At 65.3% G+C, this 22759-nt stretch carries 21 protein-coding genes; 12 read left to right on the top strand and 9 right to left on the bottom strand.

Features of this window, described 5'->3' with window-relative positions; translation table 11 throughout:
* Positions 1-384: 384 nt before the first annotated feature.
* The 3 genes from A5697_RS11525 to A5697_RS11535 form a co-directional block, all read right to left on the bottom strand.
* A complete protein-coding gene (locus A5697_RS11525; protein WP_231972047.1) occupies positions 385-615 on the bottom strand; it encodes a DUF6400 family protein in 231 nt (76 codons plus the stop codon).
* 325 nt (positions 616-940) lie between these two features.
* A complete protein-coding gene (locus tag A5697_RS11530) occupies positions 941-1951 on the bottom strand; it encodes a GTP-binding protein (protein WP_068010462.1) in 1011 nt (336 codons plus the stop codon).
* Between the two features lie 161 nt (positions 1952-2112).
* Entirely contained in the window at positions 2113-3456 is a 1344-nt protein-coding gene (locus A5697_RS11535) for an aldehyde dehydrogenase (RefSeq protein ID WP_068010480.1), read from the bottom strand.
* Between the two features lie 162 nt (positions 3457-3618).
* Here A5697_RS11535 and A5697_RS11540 point away from each other — a divergent pair, with 162 nt between their 5' ends.
* From A5697_RS11540 to A5697_RS11555, 4 genes are all read left to right on the top strand, one after another.
* Entirely contained in the window at positions 3619-4548 is a 930-nt protein-coding gene (locus tag A5697_RS11540; protein ID WP_068010464.1) for an alpha/beta hydrolase, read from the top strand.
* Between the two features lie 201 nt (positions 4549-4749).
* A complete protein-coding gene (locus A5697_RS11545) occupies positions 4750-5370 on the top strand; it encodes a TetR/AcrR family transcriptional regulator (protein ID WP_068010465.1) in 621 nt (206 codons plus the stop codon).
* A 256-nt stretch (positions 5371-5626) separates the two neighbouring features.
* Positions 5627-6061 carry an MmpS family transport accessory protein gene (locus A5697_RS11550; protein ID WP_067950923.1) on the top strand — a complete coding sequence of 145 codons (435 nt, stop codon included), beginning with the start codon at positions 5627-5629 and terminating at the stop codon, positions 6059-6061.
* Positions 6058-8973 carry an RND family transporter gene (locus A5697_RS11555; protein ID WP_068010467.1) on the top strand — a complete coding sequence of 972 codons (2916 nt, stop codon included), beginning with the start codon at positions 6058-6060 and terminating at the stop codon, positions 8971-8973. Before A5697_RS11550 ends, A5697_RS11555 begins: the two co-directional genes overlap by 4 nt.
* Here the strand turns inward: A5697_RS11555 and A5697_RS11560 are convergent.
* From A5697_RS11560 to A5697_RS11575, 4 genes are all read right to left on the bottom strand, one after another.
* On the bottom strand, positions 8966-9748 hold the full coding sequence (locus A5697_RS11560; protein ID WP_067950938.1) for an SDR family oxidoreductase: 783 nt from the start codon (positions 9746-9748) through the stop codon (positions 8966-8968). The genes A5697_RS11555 and A5697_RS11560 overlap by 8 nt on opposite strands.
* Positions 9749-9820: 72 nt before the next feature.
* Complete coding sequence (locus A5697_RS11565; RefSeq protein WP_068010469.1) at positions 9821-10687, bottom strand: hypothetical protein; 867 nt, start codon at positions 10685-10687, stop codon at positions 9821-9823.
* A 12-nt stretch (positions 10688-10699) separates the two neighbouring features.
* Positions 10700-11929: an acyl-CoA dehydrogenase family protein gene (locus A5697_RS11570; RefSeq protein ID WP_068010471.1), complete on the bottom strand. Its 1230-nt coding sequence runs from the start codon at positions 11927-11929 to the stop codon at positions 10700-10702.
* 80 nt (positions 11930-12009) lie between these two features.
* Entirely contained in the window at positions 12010-12387 is a 378-nt protein-coding gene (locus A5697_RS11575; RefSeq protein WP_067950927.1) for a DUF1801 domain-containing protein, read from the bottom strand.
* Positions 12388-12470: 83 nt separating this feature from the next.
* Between A5697_RS11575 and A5697_RS11580 the strand changes: the two genes are divergently transcribed.
* The 3 genes from A5697_RS11580 to A5697_RS11590 all read left to right on the top strand — a co-directional run bounded on the left by A5697_RS11580 (position 12471) and on the right by A5697_RS11590 (position 14978).
* Positions 12471-13277, top strand: a complete 807-nt coding sequence (locus tag A5697_RS11580; RefSeq protein ID WP_068010472.1) for an acyl-CoA thioesterase II — start codon at positions 12471-12473, stop codon at positions 13275-13277.
* 62 nt (positions 13278-13339) lie between these two features.
* Positions 13340-13870 carry a nuclear transport factor 2 family protein gene (locus A5697_RS11585; protein ID WP_067945216.1) on the top strand — a complete coding sequence of 177 codons (531 nt, stop codon included), beginning with the start codon at positions 13340-13342 and terminating at the stop codon, positions 13868-13870.
* Positions 13871-13877: 7 nt separating this feature from the next.
* Positions 13878-14978 (top strand): NAD(P)-dependent oxidoreductase, encoded by a 1101-nt coding sequence (locus tag A5697_RS11590; RefSeq protein WP_067945217.1) that lies wholly within the window; start codon positions 13878-13880, stop codon positions 14976-14978.
* 46 nt (positions 14979-15024) lie between these two features.
* Here the strand turns inward: A5697_RS11590 and A5697_RS11595 are convergent, their stop codons facing one another.
* Positions 15025-15996, bottom strand: a complete 972-nt coding sequence (locus tag A5697_RS11595; protein WP_068010474.1) for an aldo/keto reductase — start codon at positions 15994-15996, stop codon at positions 15025-15027.
* Positions 15997-16079: 83 nt separating this feature from the next.
* Between A5697_RS11595 and A5697_RS11600 the strand changes: the two genes are divergently transcribed.
* Positions 16080-17414, top strand: a complete 1335-nt coding sequence (locus tag A5697_RS11600) for an acyltransferase (RefSeq protein ID WP_068010476.1) — start codon at positions 16080-16082, stop codon at positions 17412-17414.
* Here A5697_RS11600 and A5697_RS11605 read toward each other — a convergent pair.
* Complete coding sequence (locus A5697_RS11605; RefSeq protein WP_067945223.1) at positions 17377-19071, bottom strand: cytosine permease; 1695 nt, start codon at positions 19069-19071, stop codon at positions 17377-17379. The two genes, A5697_RS11600 and A5697_RS11605, sit on opposite strands and share 38 nt — an antisense overlap.
* Before the next feature lie 352 nt (positions 19072-19423).
* Here A5697_RS11605 and A5697_RS11610 point away from each other — a divergent pair, with 352 nt between their 5' ends.
* The 4 genes from A5697_RS11610 to A5697_RS11625 all read left to right on the top strand — a co-directional run.
* Positions 19424-19651 carry a hypothetical protein gene (locus A5697_RS11610; RefSeq protein WP_231972048.1) on the top strand — a complete coding sequence of 76 codons (228 nt, stop codon included), beginning with the start codon at positions 19424-19426 and terminating at the stop codon, positions 19649-19651.
* Between the two features lie 214 nt (positions 19652-19865).
* Positions 19866-20534: a TetR/AcrR family transcriptional regulator gene (locus A5697_RS11615; protein WP_067945227.1), complete on the top strand. Its 669-nt coding sequence runs from the start codon at positions 19866-19868 to the stop codon at positions 20532-20534.
* Positions 20535-21278: 744 nt separating this feature from the next.
* Complete coding sequence (locus tag A5697_RS11620) at positions 21279-21992, top strand: MlaE family ABC transporter permease (RefSeq protein ID WP_369806105.1); 714 nt, start codon at positions 21279-21281, stop codon at positions 21990-21992.
* 1 nt (position 21993) lies between these two features.
* The coding region (locus tag A5697_RS11625) for an ABC transporter permease (protein WP_068010478.1) at positions 21994-22759 on the top strand (766 nt) is incomplete at its 3' end.

Here is a 22759-nt window from a genome sequence, read left to right on the forward strand (position 1 = left end):
GTCCGGCGCGCGCGCTGCAGTGCGAGCCGTCAGGAACGATTCCAACCTCGTTGAGCCCGCCGACGATGGCCCATCCCATCCCCACCTCCCCGCCCATCGCCGGCAATACGTCACTGTGACGAATCACTGTGCGGCGCAGGGCTATTGGGACATCGCGCTGACCGGCGAGTTCACCACCGCTTGGGTCGTGTGCGGCGATGCGTGTCGGTCGACCAGAGATGGCCGCAGTCCGAGCACTGCAGGTGCACCAGGGTGCCCTTGTTGCTGAGGAGATATTGCCAGTGCGTATCGCAATTGCGACTGCTTCGGCAATCACCGCATTTCGCGCGGTGATCGCAGTGCGGGCAAGACAACCATGCGCGGCGGGCACGGTCGGCGGTCGGATCAATCGGTAGCACGAGCAGTCGTCCGTTCGGGCAGCACGCCGGCGCGGACCAACTCGTCGTATACCCGTTGCTGCTCCTCGTCGAGGTTCGAGTACAGCATTTCGTAGGCCCGCCGTTCCTCGCTAAGCACGGCAATGGGGTCCCAATCGTCACCCATCGCTTCGAACATTGCGCTGCGCCTACGCGCCTCGTCGAACGTCAGGTCATAAGCAAAGTCGAGGTCGGCCATCGCGCTCCCAGCCATTAGATACGCAAACGAACGGCCAGAATGACCCGGTTGACCGTGCTCGGGCTATGACCTACGTCACCCTCGCCGGTTGATGTTCGTCACACTCGGTGCCTACAAAGCCGACCCCGATCGATGACCGAGGGCCGACAAAGGGAACGACAGGGTTGTCCGGCCGTCGCACGCCCAAACCGTCCCGCGGATCCCCTTCCGTCTTCCCCGCCCATCGCCGACAATACGTCACTGTGACGAATCACTTTGCGGCGCAGGATGATTGACGGCGCATCATCGAATGATTGCTCGGCCCCGTGTCCCGCCGGATCGTTTCTCACGCACTCGCGTGCCGGTACCGCGCAAGCCGCCGCAGCGCCTGCGCCGACGCGCACCCCGACATAGGCTGTAGTGCGCTGTCGAGTCGGGCCCGGACGGCGTCGATGTCGAGATCCATCCCGATCGCCACCAGACAATTGGCCGCGGCTCCGCGAGGCGCCTCCCCGAGGTGGATTCCGCTACCCACCAGGTTGACGACATAGTCGTGGATGGTCGTGCGGTGCCGCACTGCCACAACGCCTTTCAGCCTGAACACCTGCGCCGGTGGGTCTTCGAGAAGGTCGAGCAGGGCGTCAGGGTCGACGCAACCAGTGCGACTGACGGTGACGGCATCGGCATGGACATGGTCGTGCTCGTGCTCGCGGACCAGATCCAAAAACGAGAGCTGCCCAACCGGCCCGGCTGTGGCGGACGCGTCGAAGAGTAGCTGAGGATCTATTCGGCCACCCGTCGTGCCTACGACATGTATGCGCGGGTTACGTTGCGCCGCCCGTTGAGTGATGCGTTGCACCACCGCCGACCGCTCCGTCTCCGGCACGAGGTCAAGCTTGTTGACGACAATCAGCGACGCCGCACCGTAGCGCACCGGCGGCAGACTGCCGCAGTCGATGGTGTTGAAGTGGTTTACTGCGTCGACGACGTCGACAAGCCCGCCCACTCGGACCCCGCGGATCTCGCTGAAGCCGATGAGCCGCGCGATTGCTACCGGGTCGGCCAGACCGCTGGCCTCGACGAGGATGGCATCGAGGCGCCGAGCCGGGTCGGCGAGCTTGACGAGCGCGTCGTCGAGCCCACCACCGTCGGGCAGACAACAGATGCATCCTCCGGCGATCGAGGCGGGCTCGTCGACCTGGCCGGCCACCAGACCTGCATCGATGTTGATATCACCGAAGTCGTTGACCACCACACCGATTCGAGTGCCAGGATGGCGTAGCAGGTGGTTGAGCAACGTCGTCTTGCCGGCTCCGAGATGACCAGTGAGCGCGATGACGGGTATCGCAGCAGCCAAGCCTCACCCTCCACATCGACATCCGGACATCCGATGCTAACCGGCGCAGCATGCACGGTCTGTCGCCTGGGCTTCGGCGCCGGATAGCCCGTGCCGCGCCCCGCGACCCATACTTTCGTCACTGGTACGGAATATGTTGTCGCGCAACCGGATGCGCCCGATCAGTCCCCGGGCGCCGACCAGTGCACCACCTTCATGGCGGTCATCTCGTCGAGCAGTTCGGGCCCGAAGCCGAAGCCCGTGCCGCTGACCCGGCGCGGCTCGGAGGCTCCGCCGGGCGCACCGCCGAAGACGGAGTTGATCTTCACCGTGCCCACCGGAAGGCTGCGCCACGCCTCCTGGGCATGCGCCATGCTCCCGGTGAGCACCGTGGCGGCCAGGCCGTAGCGATCATTGGCGGCTGCGGCCAGCGCCGCTGCGAAGTCCGGCACCACCCGCACCGGTGCGATCGGACCGAACGTTTCTTCGCGCATGACCAGCATTTCGGCTGTGCAGTCACTCAAGACCGTCGGCGGGTAGAACGAGCCTGGCCCGGGCTGCGGCTCGCCACCGACCAGGACGTGGGCCCCGGCGCGGGTGGCGTCTTCGACATGCGCGTGGACGTGTTCACGATGACGCTCGTCGACCAGCGGCCCGATGCGGTCCGCCCACGAGATCGCCTCGTCGATCAGTGCGTTGAGAAAAGCATCGGCGATCGATTGCACGACGTAGACCCGCTCGACCGAGACGCAGATCTGTCCGGCGTTCGCGAAGGCGCCCAGCGCGGCCTGGCCGGCCGCCCACGCCGGGTCCACGTCGGCGTCGACGATCAACGCGTCGTTTCCGCCATTCTCCAGCAGCGCCTTGGCGCCCCGTTCGGCGCAGGCGCGCGCGATCTCCCGGCCGGTCGCACTGCTGCCCACGTGCGCGACGACGTCGACCAACTCCGCAGCCGCCAAGCGTTCCCCGACGGTCCCGTCGCCGTCCACAATCTCGAGTACGCCATCGGGCAGCCGGGCAGCCAGCAGTTCGGCGAAGCGCCGGCCTGTTTGCGGTGAGCGCTCGCTGGGCTTGTGTACCACGGTGTTTCCAGCCACGACGGCCGCGCCAAGCAGCCCGGCGGCCACGGCGACGGGATCGTTCCACGGCGTGATCACCGCGACCACGCCACGCGGTTGGGGAACCATCAGGTCCGTTGCGGACCATCCGCCTTGCAGGGCGTGGCCACGGTGGAGCGGCCCAAGCTGGGCGTACTGCAGCAGCGTGTCGATTCCGGCGTCCACGCCGCCGCGCGCGTCGCCGCGCAGCTTGCCGGTTTCCCGCTCGTTCAGTTCGGCGAGTTCGTCGGCGGCGGCGCGGACGTCATCGGCGGCGGCCGCTATCGCGGCGGCCCGTTCAGCCGGCGGCGTGCGCGCCCACCCGCCGGCCGCCGCCGCGGCGCGCCTGACCGCCTCATCGCAGTCGGCAGGCTCGGTGATCGGCACCTGCGTGACGGTGTCACCGGTGCGCGGATCCAGGACGCTGATGATTTTGGTAAGGGCTGAGGCCACGACAGCGGATACCCTGTACCCGGCCCGACCAATCGGGCGCCGCGAAGCGGCCCTGGCCAGGGCTTGAAGCCGCCTCGCGACAGATTCCCGGTCCTGTATGGTCAGCGTGTTCGCCGGCGCAAGGGATAGAGGGTCTCGATGGCAGATAGCCTCCCCGACAAGACCTTTACTTCACGACAGGTGGTGGATCCCGGCCTGCGCAAGGTGGCCCGATTCCTGCCTCGCGGATACGCCTTGCACCGCGGTCTCAAGGTCCAGCGGACGATCATGAACCTCTTCAGTAGCACGGGGCGGCTGCGGGACATACCGGTCGCCACGGTCGACGAGCACGTCACCGTACGCCTGCATCGCCCGATCAACGCTCCCCACCGGGCGCCGGCACTGCTCTGGGTCCATGGCGGCGGCACCATCATGGGCCACGCCGCCCAGGACGACAAATACCTGCGCAAGCTGTCGCGCCGGACGGGCGTAGCGATCGCGGCCGTGGAGCACCGCTTGGCACCCGAGCACCCCTACCCGATCCCGATTGAAGACTGCTACGCGGCGCTGCTGTGGCTCGCGCGCCAACCGTGGGTGGATCCGGATCGGATCGCTGTTGGAGGGGCCAGTGCCGGCGGGCACTTCGCGGCGGCGCTGGCGCAACGGGCCCACGACCGCAACGACGTCAAACTCGCCTACCAGATGCTGGTGTATCCCATGCTGGATGATCGCACCGGCGTCAACGAGGCCGGCCAGCGGCGCATCATGTGGACGGCGACCGACAACCAAATGGCGTGGCGCTGGTACCTCAACGGCGCCGACCCCAGACAGGCCGTCCCGGCTCGTCGAGACGATTTGTCCGGCCTGCCGCCGGCGTGGATCGGGGTCGGGACATTGGACCTCTTCTATGCGGAATGCCTGCAATACGCCCGGCGCCTGCGCGAGGCGGGTGTTCCCGTGCACGAAGAGATTGCCCCCGGCGCCTTTCACGCGTTCGACCAGATCGCGGACAAGGCGCCGGTGTCGGTGAACTTCTTCGCCAGTCAGTGCGATCACCTTCGCGGCGCGCTCGTCACGCCTCGCGCCTAGCCGCGGTCGTCGACAGCTCCCCTGCATCGACTGATATATCCCCCTTGTGCGGCAACGTGTTTCAACAGAAGGCGACGGGCCCACGGTTCGCCCCGCACGTCAGGCCAGCCCAGGAGGGAACGACGCCCGCCACGCGCCCGGGGGCGCGGGACCCGAAATTCGCCGCCCGTTTTGACTGCAAAGTGTGCAGAATGTGCAACTATGGAGGCCGTGGTCACCAACCAGATGGGCCTGCGTGAGCGCCGACGCCGCCAAACCAGCGCGGACATCCGCGACGCCGCGGTGCGCCTGACGGTGGAACGCGGATACGACAAGGTCACCATCGACGAGATCTGCGCCGAAGCCGGAATATCGACCCGCACCTTCTTCAACTACTTCCCCAACAAAGAGTCCGCGATCGCCTACGGCCCCTCAGACATCCCCCCCGAACTAGTGGCGGATTTCGTCGCTGCAGGCCCGGCCCCCTATTCGGTCGTCCTGGCCGAACTGATCGCCCTGGCCGCGCACCACCTTCGCGACGTGCCTCCGCGGCGCGAACACGCGGCCCACATGCTGGAACTCGCTAAGACCTCGCCGGCAGTGTTGGCCGCATTCCTCGCCGATCTCGAGCGGTTCCAGAATCACCTGACCGATGTGGTCGCCCGCCGCCAGGGCATGCGCCCGGACGACGAGATCGTCGCGTTGATCGCCGCGCTGGCCCTGACCGCGGTGCGCTCGGGCATCGAGCGCTGGTCGAAGGGCGAGGAGGGCGGTGACGACGACACGCCGATGCCGCACGTCGAGCGTGCCGCCGCGCTGGTCAACAGCATCTTCAACGAGTGATTTGAAACACTGAGAGCAATTGTTGCATGGTGTGCAACATATGCACAGTATGTACTATGCTCTCTTTGCGGTACTCGAGAACGCCTTCGCGTCACGAGGCGCGCGTCGCCACTGGGGGCGGCGACCGGTGTTCTCGGGTTGCCGTTGCCCTGAGACCGTCGAACCTGGTGACCGTCGAAACCGTTGCGGTGCACCGTAAGTCGTTGCGCACAAACTGACCACATCATGATCGGATGATGAGGAGGGACTCTCCCAGGTGCAGATATCGAAGGTTGTACGCAACGCGTGGTTGCCGCTGCTGATCGTCGCGGTCCTGGTGGTTGGCGGCTTCGCCGTGGCCCGGGTCAAGTCGTTCTTTGGAGCCCACGACACGGGCGTCATGACGAGCCCGCGGCTGGATGACTCCAAGCCCTTCAAGCCAAAGGTCGTCAAGTACGAGGTCTTCGGCTCGGCCCGCACCGCCAACGTGAATTACCTGGACCTGTCCTCTGATCCGAAGCGGGTCGACAATGCGACCTTGCCCTGGACGCTAGTGCTCAGCACGACCGCCCCCTCCGTCTTCCCGAACCTATCGGCGCAAAGCGACGGTGATTCCCTCGGTTGTCGCATCACCATCGACGACGAAGTCAAGGCCGAGAACATGACCGACCGCGTGCACGCCCTGACCTTCTGCTTGGTGAAATCCGCATGAGCGCACACGTTGACGACGCCCGCACCGACACCATCCCCGTGGCCCAAGAACCGGTGCGGGAAAAGATTCCGCGGATCATCCGGACGTTCGCCGTCCCCATCATCCTCGGCTGGATCGCGCTCATCGCGGTGCTCAACGTCGTCGTCCCCCAGTTGGACGAGGTCGGGAAGATGCGCTCGGTGGAGATGACCCCCGACGATGCGCAGTCGGTTGTCGCGACCAAGCGGATGGGCGCGATCTTCAACGAGTACAAGTCGAACAGCTCGGTCATGATCGTGCTCGAGGGCCAAAATCCCCTCGGCGCCGACGCCCACGCCTACTACGACCAGATGGTCAAGAAGCTCGACGCCGACACCAAACACGTTGAGCACGTGCAGGATATGTGGAGCGATCCACTGACCGGGGCGGGCGCGCAGAGCAACGACGGCAAGGCCGCCTACGTCCAGGTGTATCTGGCCGGTAACCAGGGCGAAGCCCTGGCCAACGAATCCGTCGAGTCGGTGCAAAACATCGTCAAGAGCTTGTCCCCGCCGAAAGGGGTGAAGGCCTACGTCACCGGGCCCGCCGCGCTGTCGGCCGACCAGCACACCGCCGGCGACCGCAGCCTGCAGCTCATCACCGCGGCAACGTTCACGGTCATCATCGGAATGCTGCTGCTGGTCTACCGGTCGGTCGTCACCGTGCTACTCACGTTGTTGATGGTGGTCTTCGAACTCTCGGCCGCCCGCGGGATGGTCGCATTCCTGGGCTATTACAAGATCATTGGGCTTTCGACGTTCGCCACCAACCTGTTGGTCACGTTGGCGATCGCGGCCGCCACCGACTATGCGATCTTCTTGATCGGCCGATATCAGGAAGCCCGCGCCGTGGGTGAATCACGCGAGGACGCGTACTACACCATGTACAAGGGCACCGCACATGTGGTGCTCGGGTCGGGCCTGACCATCGCCGGCGCGACCTTCTGCCTGCACTTCACCAACCTTCCCTATTTCCAGACGCTGGGCATCCCGTTGGCCATCGGCATGGTTGTGGTCGTGGCGGCCGCGTTGACGCTCGGTCCGGCGGTGATTTCGGTGGCGACGCGTTTCCGCAAGACGCTCGAACCCAAGCGCACTCAACGGATTCGCGGTTGGCGCAAGATCGGCGCGCTCGTGGTCCGCTGGCCCGGGCCAATCCTGGTCCTGACGATCGGGATCGCCCTCGTCGGGTTGCTGACCTTGCCGGGGTACCGCACCAACTACAACGACCGCAACTACCTGCCCGCCGATCTCCCCGCGAACGAGGGTTACGCGGCGGCGGACCGGCACTTCTCGCAGGCGCGGATGAATCCTGAAGTGCTGATGATCGAAAGTGACCACGATCTGCGCAACTCCGCGGATTTCTTGGTCATCGACAAGATCGCCAAAACGGTCTTCCGGGTGCCGGGAATCGGCCGCGTGCAAGCCATCACGCGGCCCCAGGGCACGCCGATCGAGCACACCTCGATCCCGTTCCAGATCAGCATGCAGGGCGTCACCCGGCAGATGAACCAGAAGTATCAGGAAGACCAGATGGCCGACATGCTGCATCAGGCCGACATGATGCAGACGACCATCGACAGCATGGAAAAGATGTCGAGCATCACCGCGCAGATGGCCAACGACATGCACCAGATGGTCAAGAAGATGCACGACATGACCATCGACATCAACGAATTACGCCAGCACATGGCTGATTTCGAGGACTTCTTCCGGCCCATCCGCAGCTATCTCTATTGGGAACGGCACTGCTATGACATCCCGGTGTGCTGGTCGCTGAGATCCGTCTTCGACGGCCTCGACGGCATCGACATCATGACCGACGACATCGAGAGCCTGCTGCCGATCATGGATCATCTCGACACACTGATGCCTCAGATGGTGGCGCTGATGCCGTCGATGATCGAGAACATGAAGGCCATGAAAACGACGATGCTGACCATGTATGCGACCCAGAAGGGCCTCCAGGATCAGCAGAACGAGGCGCAGAAGAACTCGAATGCGATGGGCAAGGCGTTCGATGCCTCCAAGAACGACGACTCGTTCTACTTGCCGCCGGAGACCTTCAACAACGCCGAGTTCAAGAAGGGGATGAAGAACTTCATCTCCCCCGACGGCCATGCGGTGCGCTTCATCATCAGCCATGACGGCGATCCGATGTCCGCCGAAGGCATTTCGCACATCGGCGCCATCAAGAAGGCCGCCTATGAGGCGCTCAAGGGCACGCCGCTGGAGGGCTCGAAGATCTATCTGGCGGGCACGGCGTCGATCTACAAAGACCTCAGTGACGGCAACACCTATGACTTGTTGATCGCCGGGATCTCTTCGCTGTGCTTGATTTTCATCATCATGCTGCTCATCACCCGCGGCGTGGTGGCGTCGGCCGTCATCGTGGGCACCGTCCTGCTGTCGTTGGGCGCGTCGTTCGGCCTGTCGGTGTTGATCTGGCAGCACCTCATCGGCATCGAGCTGCACTGGATGGTGCTCGCGATGTCGGTCATCATCCTGCTTGCGGTGGGCGCGGACTACAACTTGTTGTTGGTGGCGCGGTTCAAGGAGGAGATCCACGCCGGTCTGAACACCGGGATCATCCGATCGATGGGCGGTACCGGCTCGGTCGTCACCTCGGCGGGCCTGGTGTTCGCCTTCACGATGATGACGATGGCGGTCAGCGAGCTGACGGTCATCGGTCAGGTCGGTACCACCATCGGACTGGGTCTGTTGTTCGACACCCTGATCGTCCGGTCGTTGATGACGCCGTCAATCGCCGCGCTGCTGGGCAAATGGTTCTGGTGGCCCCAACGTGTGCGGCAACGCCCGGTTCCGTCGCCATGGCCCAAGCCGAGTGACGAGAAGGCGCCCGAGGAGACCGAATCCCTCGCTCCGGCTAGGTAACCCAGTCCGGCTGCCCGGCGGTGTCGACCGCGGAGAAGTCCTTGTGGCCCAGGCCGGCGGTGGTGCCGCCGTCGACGACGAACTCCGAGCCGGTCGAATAGCTCGATTCGTCGCTGGCCAGGTAGACGACGAGGTTGGAGACTTCCTTGGGCTGGGCAATGCGGCCCAGCGCGGTCTGGAAGATGTCTTCGGGGACCCACTCGGTCATCGGGGTTTTGATGAGCCCGGGGTGGATCGAGTTCACCCGAATTCCGCTGGGCCCCAACTCCAAAGCCGCCGACTTGGTCAGCCCCCGGACGGCGAATTTGGTGGCGGTGTACCCGTGGCAGGCGATGGTGCCGGCGATCCCCTCGATAGAGGAGATGTTGATGATCGATCCCCGTCCGGCTTCTTTCATCGGCTTCACTACGGCGCGGATGCCCAGGAACACGCCTGTCAGGTTGATGTCGAGGATGCGCTGCCACTCCGAGAGCGCGTAGTCCTCGAAGGTGCCGATGTTGATGATGCCCGCGTTGTTGACGAGGATGTCGATGCCGCCGAACTCGCTGAGGGCGGTGGCTACCGCGGCGTCCCAATCCTCGGGCTTCGTCACGTCGAGGTGCAGGTAGCGGGCCGGGTCACCGACCTCGGCGGCGACGGCCTTGCCCTCCTCATCGAGGATGTCACCGAAGACCACCTTGGCCCCCTCGGACACCAGCGTCCGCACGTGCGAGGCGCCCATTCCCCGCGCACCCCCGCTGATGAGCGCGACCTTCCCGGCTAACCGTTCTGCCACTGCCATTCTCCTGTCGTGTCCGTAGTGCTAAGCACCATACGTACCGCAGGTGGTGTATGGCCAGAGCCGGAATTACTCCACGACGTCGAAGACCGCAGTGGCGGAGGTGACGGCCTTATCCGCGTTGCCCTCGTCGTGCAGCAGCATCCGCACGCCGACGCGTCCCGGCCCGCCCGCGTGCGCGGTGCCCTCGACGCGGAACGGACCCACCTTGCCGCGCGACATGAACATGACGTGCCAGCTGACCACCTGGAGCCTTCGCGTTCCGGCGACGCCGGCGGCAAGATCCATCGCCGCGGTTTCGAGGACGACGTGCTGCGGGCCGATGTGCAGCGCGGCGTCCGGGGAAGCCAGTTCGGTACTGAGCTCGGGCAGCACCCAGTGGCCGTCACCGCGCCTGCTCGCGCCGAACGCCTGCCACAGCGGCGGCAGGTCCGGCGAATCCTCGACCACCAGCTCCGTACCCGAAACATCCATCCTGTCCAGACCTTCCGGCGGGATGCCGATGATCGCCCCCTGCCCCTCGTTGAAGGCGATCACCCGATCCGGGTTGTCGGCGTCGACGATCTTGCATCGCCCATAGCCCATGGTGCGGCCCTGGTGCACGATGCCTGACTCGACGATCTCGACCCGGCTGACGTCGTAGCCGGGGTCGACGATCTGCACCGACGCGATGACCGGGTTGGGCACCGCGACCATGTCGGTCTGGCATCCCTCCGGGGAGGAAATGGCCAACGGCGCCACCATGATTCCCCCGGCCTCGTTGCGCATGTCGCGGCGGATAATGACGGTGTTGTCGACCTCCCCAAGGTCCATCGAGGAGTGCTTGCGACCGATGTAGCGGTAGCTGAGCAGGCCGGTCCAGCGCCGGTACAGCTCGTCGCGGTAGGCGTCCGAGTCTCCCGCCAACTCCCGGATGTCACGAAGTCGATCGCCCAATTCCGGCCTCCTTCAGGCTTTTCCGTGCCGCACCTGGTTGAACGGCACGCCGCGGTCGGCGGCGTACTCGCGCGGGAAGTTCAGCACCCGCTCGCCGATCACGTTGCGCGCCATCTCCGTGGTCCCGCCGCCGATGCTGGCGATCTGACGGCCCAGGTAGCGGGTGCCGATGTCGAGCAGCCCCGCCTCGTCGTCGACCACGGCCGCCGGGCCGGCGACAGCCAATGCGGTGTCGTTTTCGACGTCGTGCACTTCGGCCATGGACAGCCGGATGATCGATCCCGCGGCGGGTGGCAGGGATCCCTTCGTCACGGCGTGGAAGACATGCTCGCTGAGGTGTCGGTGCACGGCGCGATGGACCAGGGCCCTACCCACCATCTCGCGAACTCGTTCGCTGCCGAATTGGCTCGTCTTGTCCACCAGGGACAGCAGGTCCACCGAAATGTCCTCAGCTTCAGCTATTCCCGGCCCGCTGGTGTACTCCGAACCGTCGCCCATGCTCCGACGTTCGTGGTACAGCTGGCGCGAGGCCACCTCCCATCCCTTCCCCGGCTCCCCCACTACGGCGTCGTCGCCGACGTCGACGTCGTCGAAGAATTCCTCGCAGAACTCGACGGAGCCGTTAACCTGCTTGATGCGGTTGATCGTGACCCCGGGGTGCCGAAGCGGCACCAGAAACATCGTCAGGCCTTCGTGCTTGGGGACGCTCCAGTCGGTGCGGGCCAGGCACAGGCCGTAGTCGGCGGCGAACGCCCACGTGCTCCACGTCTTAGCGCCGTTGAGGATCCATCGCCCATCCCGGCGTTCGGCGCGAGTGAGGACGCCCGCAAGGTCCGATCCCCCGCTGGGTTCCGACAGCAGCTGCACCAGCACTTCGTCGCCGCGCAGCGCAGCCGCGATGTGCGTGCGCTTCTGCTCCTCGCTGCCCGTGTCGAGGATCGTCGCGCAGCAGATGGCGAAGGACGGAACGTTGAGCATGAGCGGCGTCTCGTAGGCGAGGGCCTCGGCGTCGAACGCCTTCTTGTACTCGTAGCCCAGGCCGAGCCCGCCGTACTCGCGCGGGAAGCAGATGCCGGCGAATCCCCCGTCGTACAGCTTCTTCTGCAGTTCGCGGGCGCGCTGCCAGGAGGACAGTTCGTCGCGCTGCAGGACCATCGCGTCGCCGGAATCCAGCCGCGGGAGGTTGTCGGCCAGCCAGGCCTTGGCCCGGCGCCGAAAGTCTTCGACCGACTCGGACGTCACCGGATGGCCTCCCACTCGAGCCTCGACCTTGTGCTGGGCGACTGTACAGCACCGCTTCCGCGGCTGTACAGGTTTGCGCCCTACGACCGGTTCAGCTCCACCGCGGAGCGAATCAGCGCCTTCAATGCCTCTTCATCGACGGTGTCGCCCTCAGTGAAGTCAATCGCCCGCCGGGTGTTGCCGTCGAGACTGGAGTTGAACAGACCCGAGGGATCCTTGAGCGAGGCGCCCTTGGCGAAGGTCATCTTCACGACCTTCTTGTAGGTCTCGCCCGTACAGATCATTCCGTCGTGATACCAGACCGGAACACCCCGCCACTTCCACTCCTCGACCACGTCTGGGTCGGCGTCCTTGATGAGTTGCCTGATGCGGGCCAGCATCTCGCCGCGCCAATCCCCTAGTTCCTTGATCCTGGCGTCGATCAGCTCTGCGGGAGATTTGTCCTGGGAGTTGGCCATTGTGGCTCGCCCTTCCGATGTTGTCGCTCGACCGCCCCGTGCCCGACGCCGGGGGCGGAGGCCCGTAGTCTGCAGTACTCAGCATGACCGATACCCATCCCTTCGACGATGCCGTCCGGCTGGAGACCGTCGACACCCACACCAGGCGCGGGCGCACCCATCCGGAATGGGCCAACATGGTCGGCCCCTTTGGCGGGATCTCCGCCGCCGTGATTCTGCACGCCATCGAGTCAAACCCCGATCGCATCGGCGAGCCGCTGGCGCTCACCGTCAATTACGCCGCCCCCATCGCCGACGGCGACTTCGACGTCTCGCTGCGGACCGCGCGCACCAATCGCTCCAACCAGCACTGGATCGCCGAACTCAGCCAAGACGGTGACGTCAAGACCACGGCGACCGCGTTGTTCGCTATCCGCCGCGACAGTTGGGCCGACACCGAAAGCCGCCCACCGAGCGCGCCCGACCCTGAGCGGCTGCCCGCCACCGATCCGGGCCTCGTTCGCTGGACGAGCCTCTATGACATGCGGTTCGCCGAAGGCCCCATGCCCGGCAAAGGCGGGCAGCCGAGCCCCTCGTCGACGACCACCGTGTGGGTGCGCGACGCCGCGCGGCGCCCCGTCGACTATCCGGCACTGGCCGCGCTGTGCGACATCTTCTACCCGCGGGTGTTCCTGCGGCGCGGCGGCTTCGTCCCGTCGGGGACGATCTCGCTGACGACGTACTTCCACGCCGATCAGCACCAACTCGCCCGCTCTGGAAGTGACTTCGTCCTGTGCACCGCGCACGCCAACCGCTTCACCCGCGGGTACTTCGACCAGAGCGCACAGGTGTGGACGCGAGACGGCGCCCTGCTGGCCACCACCCATCAGGTCGTCTACTTCAAAGGTTGAGAGGTTTACACTTCGCCAGTGAAACGTCACGCCGGGACACAGAGGGACAGAATCGAGCCGCAATGACCGAGCGCGCGGAGGACGTGGTGGCCGAGGCGGACACCGCCACCCTGCTGGCCATCGAATCCATCAAGCAGCTCAAGGCCCGCTATTGCCGGAACCTCGACACCAAGGACTGGGCGGCTTGGCGCACCGTCTTCACCGACGACTTCGTCAGCGACACGGCCGAAGCCGGCGGCAAGGTGGTCGAGGGCGCGGACGAATTCGTGGCGTTCACACGCAAGGCGCTCGGGCGGCCGGCGCAGGCCACCGCGCACCAGGTGCATGCCCCCGAAATCGCACTCACGTCGGCGACGACCGCGCGTGGAGTGTGGGCCCTGCAGGACGTCGTCCGGTTCGGACCCGGGGTGACGTTGTTTGGCTACGGGCACTACCACGAGACCTACGAGAAGATCGGCGGACAGTGGTTCATCAAGAGCTCCAAGCTGACTCGGCTGCGAGAGGATATCGTCACCCCCGTGTTTTCGCTCTACGTCTCCGACCGAATCCGCCGCGCGATCGGCAGAGCCGCCGACCGACTGATGGGACAGTGATAACGCCATGACCGCCTCTACCGTTTTGGTCACCGGTGCGTTCGGACAAGTCGGCAAGCGTTGCACGCGGATCCTGCTCGAGCGGGGACGCACCGTCGTCGCGATGGACCTGCGCAACGACAACACCGTCGCCGTCGAGCGCGAGCTGGCCGCCGGCAGGTACCCCGGCACGCTGATTCCGGCCTACACCGACCTGCTGGACGCAGAGGCGGTGCGTGATCTCGTCGTGTCCCATCGGCCCGAGGCGGTCGTTCACCTCGCCGCGATCGTGTCCCCGCTCTCGTATCGCAGGCCGGCGCTGGCCCGCAAGGTGAACGTCGGTGGCACCGAGAATCTCTTGGCCGCCTGCGCCGCACTCCCCCGCCCGCCCCTCTTCCTGATGGCCTCCAGCGCCGCGGTGTACGGATCGCGCAACCCCTACCGCCAGCCGGAGCGGATCACCCCGGACACGCCGGTGAACCCGATCGATCAATACGGTCAGGACAAAGTGCTCGCCGAGGCGGCGATCCGCGCCAGCGGCCTGCCGTACGCGCTCTTTCGCCTGGGCGGGGTCATCTCGCCGGACACGCACACGACGGTCAACGGCGACTCCCTGCTCCTGATGCGGTCGATGCCAGGCGACAACCGCATGCACGCGGTGGATGCCCGAGACGTGGCGCTGGCTTTCGCCAACGGTGTCGATCGGGAAGCGACCATCGCGGGCAAGGTGATACTGATCGGCGGCAACGAGTCGTACGTGCTCACGCAGCGCGAGCTCGAGGACGGCCTGATGGAAGCCGTCGGCCTGGGTGGGCTCGGGCCGTCGGCCAGCCTGCCCGGCGATCCTGCCGACGACCGCGGCTGGAGCTTCACCGGCTGGTACGACACCACCGAAGCGCAGGCGTTGCTCGACTTTCAGGAGCACGACTGGTCCCAAACCCTGGAATGGATCGCCGAGACACAGGGCCGCACGCGGACCGTGGTGCGACTGCTGAGCCCGATCTTGCGCCCGGTCTTGCGTGCGGTCCTGATGGTGCAGCGCCGGCTCGAGGGACGCGGCCCGTACGCCGACCCGTGGACGCTGATTGAAAAGCACTACGGCACGGCGGCGCTCGCCACCGCGGACTAGTTCCGGGAGTTGCTGCGCCACAACATGACTCGCACGCCCGCGCCCGTCAGCGGTCGATCCATCCCATCTGCGCTTCGGCGTGGTGACCACCCTGGGCCGGGGTGAGTCGGTCGAGCCGGGACAGCTGGTCGGGCGTCAGTTCGACCGCGTCTGCACCGAGGTTCTCCTCGAGTCGCGACACGCGCTTCGTTCCCGGAATCGGGACGATGTCGGGGCCTTTCGCCAACAGCCAGGCAAGGGCAACCTGAGCGGGAGTGGCGCCGACGTCGGCGCTGATGCTCCGCAGTTCGTCCGCGCTCTTCAGGTTGTGCTGGAAGTTCTCGTCGAAGAACCGCGGATTGGTCTTGCGGTAGTCGCCGTCGGGCAGCCCCTCGGTGGACCGAATGGCACCGGTGAGGAAGCCGCGGCCCAACGGTGAGTAGGCGACGAACCCGATCCCCAGTTCGCGCAGCAGCGGTAATATCGCCTCTTCCTGGTCGCGGGTCCAAAGCGAATACTCCGATTGCACGGCGGTGATGGGATGCACCGCGTGAGCGCGCCGGATCGTGTTCACGCCGACCTCCGAGAGGCCGATGTGCCCGATCTTTCCGGCATCGACCAACTCCGCCAGGGCACCGACCGTGTCTTCGATCGGAGTCTCGCGGTCGAGGCGGTGCTGATAGAAGAGATCGATGTGGTCGGTGCCCAGCCTTTGCAGCGAACCGTCCACCGCGATGCGGATGTTGGCCGGGCTACTGTCCGGGCCGCTGCGCCCGGTGTGGGATATGAGGCCGAACTTGGTGGCCAGCACGACCTGATCGCGCCGGCCCTGCAGGGCACGCGCGAGCAGTTCTTCGTTGACGTACGGGCCGTACACCTCGGCGGTGTCGATCAGCGTGACGCCCAGGTCGATGGCGCGATGAACGGTGCGGATCGACTCCGCGTCGTCGCTGCCGGCGCCCGCGTAGGCCACGGACATGCCCATCGCGCCCAGGCCCAGGCGGCCGACCTCCAGATTGGCGAGCCGAGCTTGCTTCATGGAGTCATTGTGCGCGCGGGGACTTCACGCCATGGGGCGGGTACCGTTGCGCGAGTGCACCGCATCGATTTTGCCGCGATCCGATGGACGACGTAGAAACCGCGCGACCGGCCCGCAATCTGGCGGTGGACTGCTACCGCGCGTCGGGTGTGGTTCTCATCGTGCTGGGCCACTGGCTTGCCGGTTCGGTGACCTACCACGACGGGCAATTCGGTCGCGAGAACCCGCTGCTCGACATGCCGTGGACGCAATGGCTGACCTGGATCTTCCAGGCGGTGCCGGTGTTCTTCTTCGTCGCCGGTTACGCCGGTGCGGTGTCATGGTCGCGCCGCCGCGACGCCGACAGTTTCTCGCGCCAGGACTGGATTCGGCACCGACTGGCTCGGGTACTGGGACCTACGGCGGTCTATGTCGCGCTGGTGTCGGTGGTCGTGGTGGTACTGCAGGCTCGGCACGTGCCGGGCACGGTGATGGAATACGCGGGTTGGGCCGTTGCCATGCACCTGTGGTTTCTCGCCGTTTACGTGCTGGTGGTGTCTCTGACACCGATTGCCGTTGCCGCGCATCGGCGTTGGGGCCTCAAGGCGCCGGCGGTCCTGGCCGCGGGCGTCGTGTTGGTCGATGCCGTCTCGCTGGCGGGCCATGTCCCCTATGTCGGCTCGCTGAACTACCTACTGTGCTGGGGCCTGCTCTACCAGCTTGGGATCGCTTGGCACGGTGGGCTGTTGGCCGGCCGCAGACCGGTGCTACTGGCCGCCGCTTCGGCCGTCATTCTGGCGCTGCTTATCCGGGTGGGACCGTATCCGGTCAGCATGATCGGCGTTCCGGGCGAGGCGATCGAGAACACCTCACCCCCGACGGTGGCGATGATGGCGTTCGCCTGCACGCAAGCGGGGCTGGCCATGGCGCTCGCGGCGACACTCGACCGGGTCCTGCATCACCGCCCGGTGCAGCGCGTGCTGTCCACCGCCAATGCCAACGTGATGGCCCTCTACCTGTGGCACATGATTCCGGTCGTCATCGTCGCGATCGTCGCTTATCCGGCCGGGTTGATACCGCAACCCCACGAGGGTTCGGTGGCGTGGTGGCTGGTCCGGCTGGAGTGGATCACGATCCTCAGCGTGGTGACAGCGGTCGAGTTGCTGCTGCTCTGGTGGCAGCGGCGGTTCTTCGCGGTTCCGCTGCCCACCTTCGGCCTCCCGCTCCCCGATCGCTTGGCCGAGGCGACCATGCTGATCGGCGCCCTCCTGGCCGCCGTTGGATTGCACTTATTGGCGCAGGGCGGCTTCGCGCCGGACGGGCGTTACTCGTGGCCGACCGCCGCCTTGTTCGCCGCCGGGGTGGTGTTGGTAGCGGCGCGCCCCAGAACCCCGTCCCGCGTTATCGGCCGGAGGCCGCAGCGGCGCCCGAGCGCTTAGCGGCGGCCGGCAGCACGTGGTCGGCCAGTTTGTCGGTGGACAAGCACAGCGAGCAGACATGCGCGTCGTGCGTCTCGCACGACACTACGTCCGGACGCTCGTAAACGTGATGGCAGACATGGCATTTCAATTGCACGGCCGACGGGTTGCCGTATTCGTCGTACATGGGCAAGTCGATGCCGTCGTGGGTGCGGCGCAGGTAGTACTTGCCCTTCGTCGCGATCGCCAGGATCGGCGGCATGACCAACGCGATGACGATCGCCACCAACGGCGAGTACGGCCGCAGCGCCGGGCCGAGGCCACCGAAGAAGGCGATGATCGACAGTCCCGCGGCCAACAGCATCGACCCGAAGCCCACGGGGTTGATGGCGTACAGCATGCCGCGGCGGAACTCCGGCGCCTTCGGTGACAACTTGAGCAGGTACTTGTTGAAGACGATGTCCGACGCCACGGCCAACACCCACGCCATACCGCAGTTCGCGTAGAACCCCAAGATCGTGTTCAGCACTGCGAACATGTCGGCTTCCATCATGATGAGCGCGATGACGAGGTTGACGGCCAGGAAGACCACGCGCCCGGGGTAATGCTTGGTGACGCGGGTGAACGAGTTGGTCCACGCCAGCGAGCCCGAGTATGCGTTCGTCACATTGATCTTGATCTGACTGAGCACCACCAGGACCACCGCAAGCGTCAGGGCGAGCCAGCCCGGCATGAAGTTGCGGTAGATCAACAGGAATTGATGCACCGGCTGGTTGGCCACCGACGTGGACCCCGCAACACGGGAGATCAGATAGATCGCCAGGAACAGGCCGATGATTTGTTTGATCGCTCCGAACACGACCCAGCCGGGGCCCGCGAGCAACATCCAGGTCCACCAGCTGCGCGAATTCGCCGGGGTCCGTGGCGGCATGAAACGCAGGTAGTCGATCTGCTCGGCGATCTGGGCGATCAGGGAGAGGCACACCCCCGCCGCCAACAGACTCGAGCCGACGTTGACCGCGCCGTCACCGCCGCGGCCGCCGTAACCGAAGAACTGGTGAATTGAGTCCGGATGGCGCACCACGAGGTAGACGAACGGAACCACCATCAGGATCAACCACAGCGGCGTGGTCCAAAGTTGGAGCTGTGAAAGGACTTTCATGCCGTAGATGACCAACGGAAAGATGATAAGCGTCGAACAGGCATAGCCGACCCAGAGCGGGATATGCAAACCCAGCTTGAGGCCCTGCGCCATGATGGAACCCTCGAGCGCGAAGAAGATGAAGGTGAAGGTCGCGAAGATCACGTTGGTGACCACCGAGCCGTAGTAGCCGAAACCGCTGCCCCGAGTGATCAGGTCCAGGTCGAGGTTGTAGCGCGCCGCGTAATAGGCCAGCGGCAATCCGGTCGCGAAGATCACCACGGCGAAAATCCCAATGCCGCACAACGCGTTGCCGGTGCCGTATGAGATGCCGACGTTGGCGCCGATCGCAAAGTCGGCCAAGTACGCGATGCCGCCGAGAGCCGAGATGCCAACTACCGCCGTCGACCACCGCCGATAACTGCGTGGCGCGAACCGCAGGGTGTAGTCCTCGAGCGTCTCCTTCGCGGCCGCCACGGTGTCCAGGTCCACCGCGGCCGCGGACCCATTGACGTCTGACTCGGTTTCCTGCGTCATCCCCACCCTCCCTGGCGCGAAAGTCCCGCCGAAGATAGCGGACCCTGGTTGCGACAAAGTGAAGCCGGGGTCCTGCGGAGACGCGTCACCGTGGCCGCCCGACATGCCCTCGAATCGGGGTCTCTGCGGGTAAGCGACTTACGGCCCCTCGAGAGGGGCCGTAGTGCCCTGGTCGGCGTCGTATTCCGGGGAGAAACGTTTCCCGCAAGCCTCGGATTAGTTGAGCAGTTGAGCCTAGGCTAGAAGGAGACACCCGCGCCAAGGGAGTACACAGATGTCACACGCCACTCTCCACACCAGCCAGGTCCCTCAGCAGCGCGCACAAGATGCCGAGCTATTGAGGGAGTCCGGAGTGCACAAGCTCGTCGTCGCCGACCGCGACGGCAACTGCTTAGCATTCCTATTGGCCTGGGATAGATTCGACTACGACGCAGAGACGGACACCTATGTGTGTGTCGTCGACAGCGACGGCAGAGAGCTGATGACTGTGTACACCACCGGTGAGATCAAACCGGCCGCAAAAGCCAACACGTATGTAGTAACCGCGCCGGATAGGTTCGATGGCCCCAGGGCACTGTAAGCCCGCCGAACCGACAGACCGAGCTCGGAGCAGGTCTCTGCCGGGCCATTTCTCATAACAGGTTGCAGGACTTGTCAACCTGATCGCCAGCGGCGCCAACCGGCGCGACGGCTGCCGGCCGCGCCGAAGCATGTCTGCGTCCGGTGGCGCAGCTTGACATCCAGACGCTTATGATGGACCGTTCGTACGGTTAGTTTGAGCCGAAGGGTGGACGATGCCCCGACCTGGTAGGCGTGGCGAGATCTTCGACGCGTTTGTGCGCTATGTCGCCGAACGCGGCTACGACAGAACGAATATGGGCGACATCGCCGACGAGCTTGGCATGTCGAAGGGGACCATCGTTTACCACTTCGGAACCAAAGCGCAGATGTTGCGCGAGCTTGAAGAAACGCACCTAGCCCACCAACTCGACGCGCTACAGATGGCATGGGCTCGACTTGCCACACCCCAAGAGCGCATCGCCGCAATCATTTACGCCTCCGCACTGCTACAAGTGGTCGCCCGCGACGCGACGGTGGCAAGCCAGCGCGAGGTCGTTCAGCTGTCCGATGACCCGGCGATGCGGCACGCTCGCAAGTTGCGCCGTCGGTTGCAGACCCTGGCGATTGACGAGATCCGTAGCGGAATAGAGAGCGGTGTATTCCGAAGCGTCGACGTCGAACTGGCGGCCCTGCAGCTTTGGGGGTCGCTGCAATGGATGTGGGTGTGGTTCGATCCCGCAGATTCTCAGACACCCGAACACGTCGGGGCCGCTTTTGTCGATGTGTTCCTCGGCGGTCTCCTACTCGACCGCCTGGGGCTCAGCAAGTGGGCGAATCCGTCCGCGGACGTCATCACGGTCGTGCGCGAATGCCTTGCCTCGGTCAAAGGTCCGACGGACTGACCGTATAACCGCGAATACCCTGCGCGGCGCGGGGATTGGTGCACCCCTTCACGCTTGATGTGCCCAGCCGGCCTTCGCCGGCGATTGTCGATCGCTCGATCCACGAAGACCACTACTGTACGGCCGGTCGGTTTCATACCTAGAACCCATTTGGGCCACTGCCGCAGGGAATGAGCGCCAGTTCCCAGGTAAACGCTCAAATAGCCTGTTAAAACCCGAGATAATCCAAGCAGCGAGCGATGGCGTGACGGATGTTTCCCTAGCGCGGCCTTCGCCGGCCACCGAAACTATTGACCGACCGTACGGTCTAGTGCCATAGTGGTGCGTGGCGCAACCGAGGGTGGCATGGAGCCGAAGGGTGGGGTCTCAGAGTGTCGATCGGGAGGATCACCTGGAAGACTGGCGTCCGGAATCAAGTGACGAGCCGTGCCGAGAATGGCACCGAACGGCGTTGCACCAAGACTTACGGCAGCGCTGTCAGAATTGCTCGTCCAACCGATTCCGTTCGAAATATTTTGCAGTGAACCGCTTTTCGCCGGTCAGCAGCTCGACGATCCGGCCTGCGAATCGCCGTCACCATCCCCGGCCGACCACCATGTGTCGATCGCTTGACGCAGTTCGGATGTCGCGACTTGTTGCCCGGTCACATCTGGGGCGGCGCCGGTGACCACGTCGCACTCGGTCGCCAGCAGGGTGGGCAGCAGGATTCGCCCGGGCACGGAAGTGGCCGGCGGGTTCTTCCGCATGTGCGTGCTGACCGGAAAAGCCCTGCGGCAGCCGTTCGAGTGGCGCGAGTTCATCTGGAATGGCTGGTTTCTCATGCGGGTATCGCTGCTGCCCACCATCGCGGTGTCCATCCCGGAAACCGTGCTGCTCATCTTCACGCTCAACCTTCTGCTCGCCGAGATCGGCGCCGCCGACGTCTCCGGCGCCGGTGCCGCGATCGGCGCGGTCACCCAGCTCGGCCCGATCGTGACGGTCCTGGTCGTCGCCGGCGCGGGCGGCACCGCGATCTGCGCCGACCTCGGCGCGCGCACGATCCGCGAGGAGATCGATGCCCTCGAGGTGCTCGGCATCGACCCGATCCACCGGCTGGTGGTCCCCCGCGTCGTCGCCTCGACAATCGTCGCGGTGTTGCTCAACGGCCTCGTGGTCGCCGTCGGCCTGGGCGGCGGCTACCTGTTCAGCGTCTACCTGCAGAACGTCTCGAGCGGTGCCTACCTCTCCACCTTGACGGCGCTCACCGGTCTCCCCGAGGTGGTGATCGCGTTTGTCAAGGCCGCGACGTTCGGGCTGATCGCCGGGCTTGTCGGGTGTTATCGCGGGCTGATCGTGCGCGGCGGATCCAAGGGCCTGGGCACTGCCGTCAACGAGACGGTGGTGCTGTGCTTCATCGCGCTTTTCGCGGTCAACGCGGCACTGACGACCATCGGCGTCCGGTTCGGGACAGGCCGCTGAGATGGCCACGGTTGCAGCACTACGCGTCCGGTTCCCGCGGACGTCCGCTCTGGTCGTTCGATACGGGGATGTCCCGTCTCGGCCACTGCTCGAGATCGGGCAGATGGTCTGGTTCGCGATGGCCGCGGTCGGGCAGATCCCCTTCGCTATGCATCGCTACCGCAGAGAGCTGCTGCGCATGGTTGCCCAGATGGGGATGGGCACCGGCGCGATGGCCGTGGTCGGTGGCACCGCGGCCATCGTCGGCTTCATCACCCTGTCCGCGGGCTCACTGGTCGCCATCCAGGGCTACGCGACGCTGGGCAATATCGGTGTCGAGGCCTTCACCGGCTTTTTGGCCGCACTGGTCAATGTGCGATTTGTCGCGCCGGTCGCCGCAGGCCAGGCGCTGGCCGCCACGGTCGGCGCCGGCGCCACCGCCGAACTGGGCGCCATGCGCATCAGCGAGGAGATCGACGCCCTGGAGGTGATGAGCATCCGGTCGGTCGCCTATCTGGCCTCCACCCGCGTAGTGGCGGGCCTGATCGTCATCATCCCGCTCTACGGGCTGGCGATGACCATGGCTTTCCTGTCCCAGCAGGTCACCACGGTTTTGCTCTACGGGCAGTCAATCGGCACCTACAACCACTACTTCCACACGTTCCTGCGCCTCAACGACGTGGGCTGGTCATTCGCGGAGGTGATCCTGGTTGCGGTGGTCGTGATGACCACCCACTGCTACTACGGCTACACCGCCACCGGCGGACCGGTCGGTGTCGGTGAAGCGG

The organism is Mycobacterium sp. E3251, from assembly GCF_001666835.1.
Classification (GTDB): Bacteria; Actinomycetota; Actinomycetes; order Mycobacteriales; family Mycobacteriaceae; genus Mycobacterium.

Coding starts and splice junctions, on each gene's coding strand:
- A5697_RS11525 (WP_231972047.1), bottom strand. CDS start 615: ATGGCCGACCTCGACTTTGCTTATGACCTGACGTTCGACGAGGCGCGT.
- A5697_RS11540 (WP_068010464.1), top strand. CDS start 3,619: ATGGCAGATAGCCTCCCCGACAAGACCTTTACTTCACGACAGGTGGTG.
- A5697_RS11545 (WP_068010465.1), top strand. CDS start 4,750: ATGGAGGCCGTGGTCACCAACCAGATGGGCCTGCGTGAGCGCCGACGC.
- A5697_RS11555 (WP_068010467.1), top strand. CDS start 6,058: ATGAGCGCACACGTTGACGACGCCCGCACCGACACCATCCCCGTGGCC.
- A5697_RS11575 (WP_067950927.1), bottom strand. CDS start 12,387: ATGGCCAACTCCCAGGACAAATCTCCCGCAGAGCTGATCGACGCCAGG.
- A5697_RS11580 (WP_068010472.1), top strand. CDS start 12,471: ATGACCGATACCCATCCCTTCGACGATGCCGTCCGGCTGGAGACCGTC.
- A5697_RS11585 (WP_067945216.1), top strand. CDS start 13,340: ATGACCGAGCGCGCGGAGGACGTGGTGGCCGAGGCGGACACCGCCACC.
- A5697_RS11590 (WP_067945217.1), top strand. CDS start 13,878: ATGACCGCCTCTACCGTTTTGGTCACCGGTGCGTTCGGACAAGTCGGC.
- A5697_RS11595 (WP_068010474.1), bottom strand. CDS start 15,996: ATGAAGCAAGCTCGGCTCGCCAATCTGGAGGTCGGCCGCCTGGGCCTG.
- A5697_RS11600 (WP_068010476.1), top strand. CDS start 16,080: ATGGACGACGTAGAAACCGCGCGACCGGCCCGCAATCTGGCGGTGGAC.
- A5697_RS11605 (WP_067945223.1), bottom strand. CDS start 19,071: ATGACGCAGGAAACCGAGTCAGACGTCAATGGGTCCGCGGCCGCGGTG.
- A5697_RS11615 (WP_067945227.1), top strand. CDS start 19,866: ATGCCCCGACCTGGTAGGCGTGGCGAGATCTTCGACGCGTTTGTGCGC.
- A5697_RS11620 (WP_369806105.1), top strand. CDS start 21,279: ATGTGCGTGCTGACCGGAAAAGCCCTGCGGCAGCCGTTCGAGTGGCGC.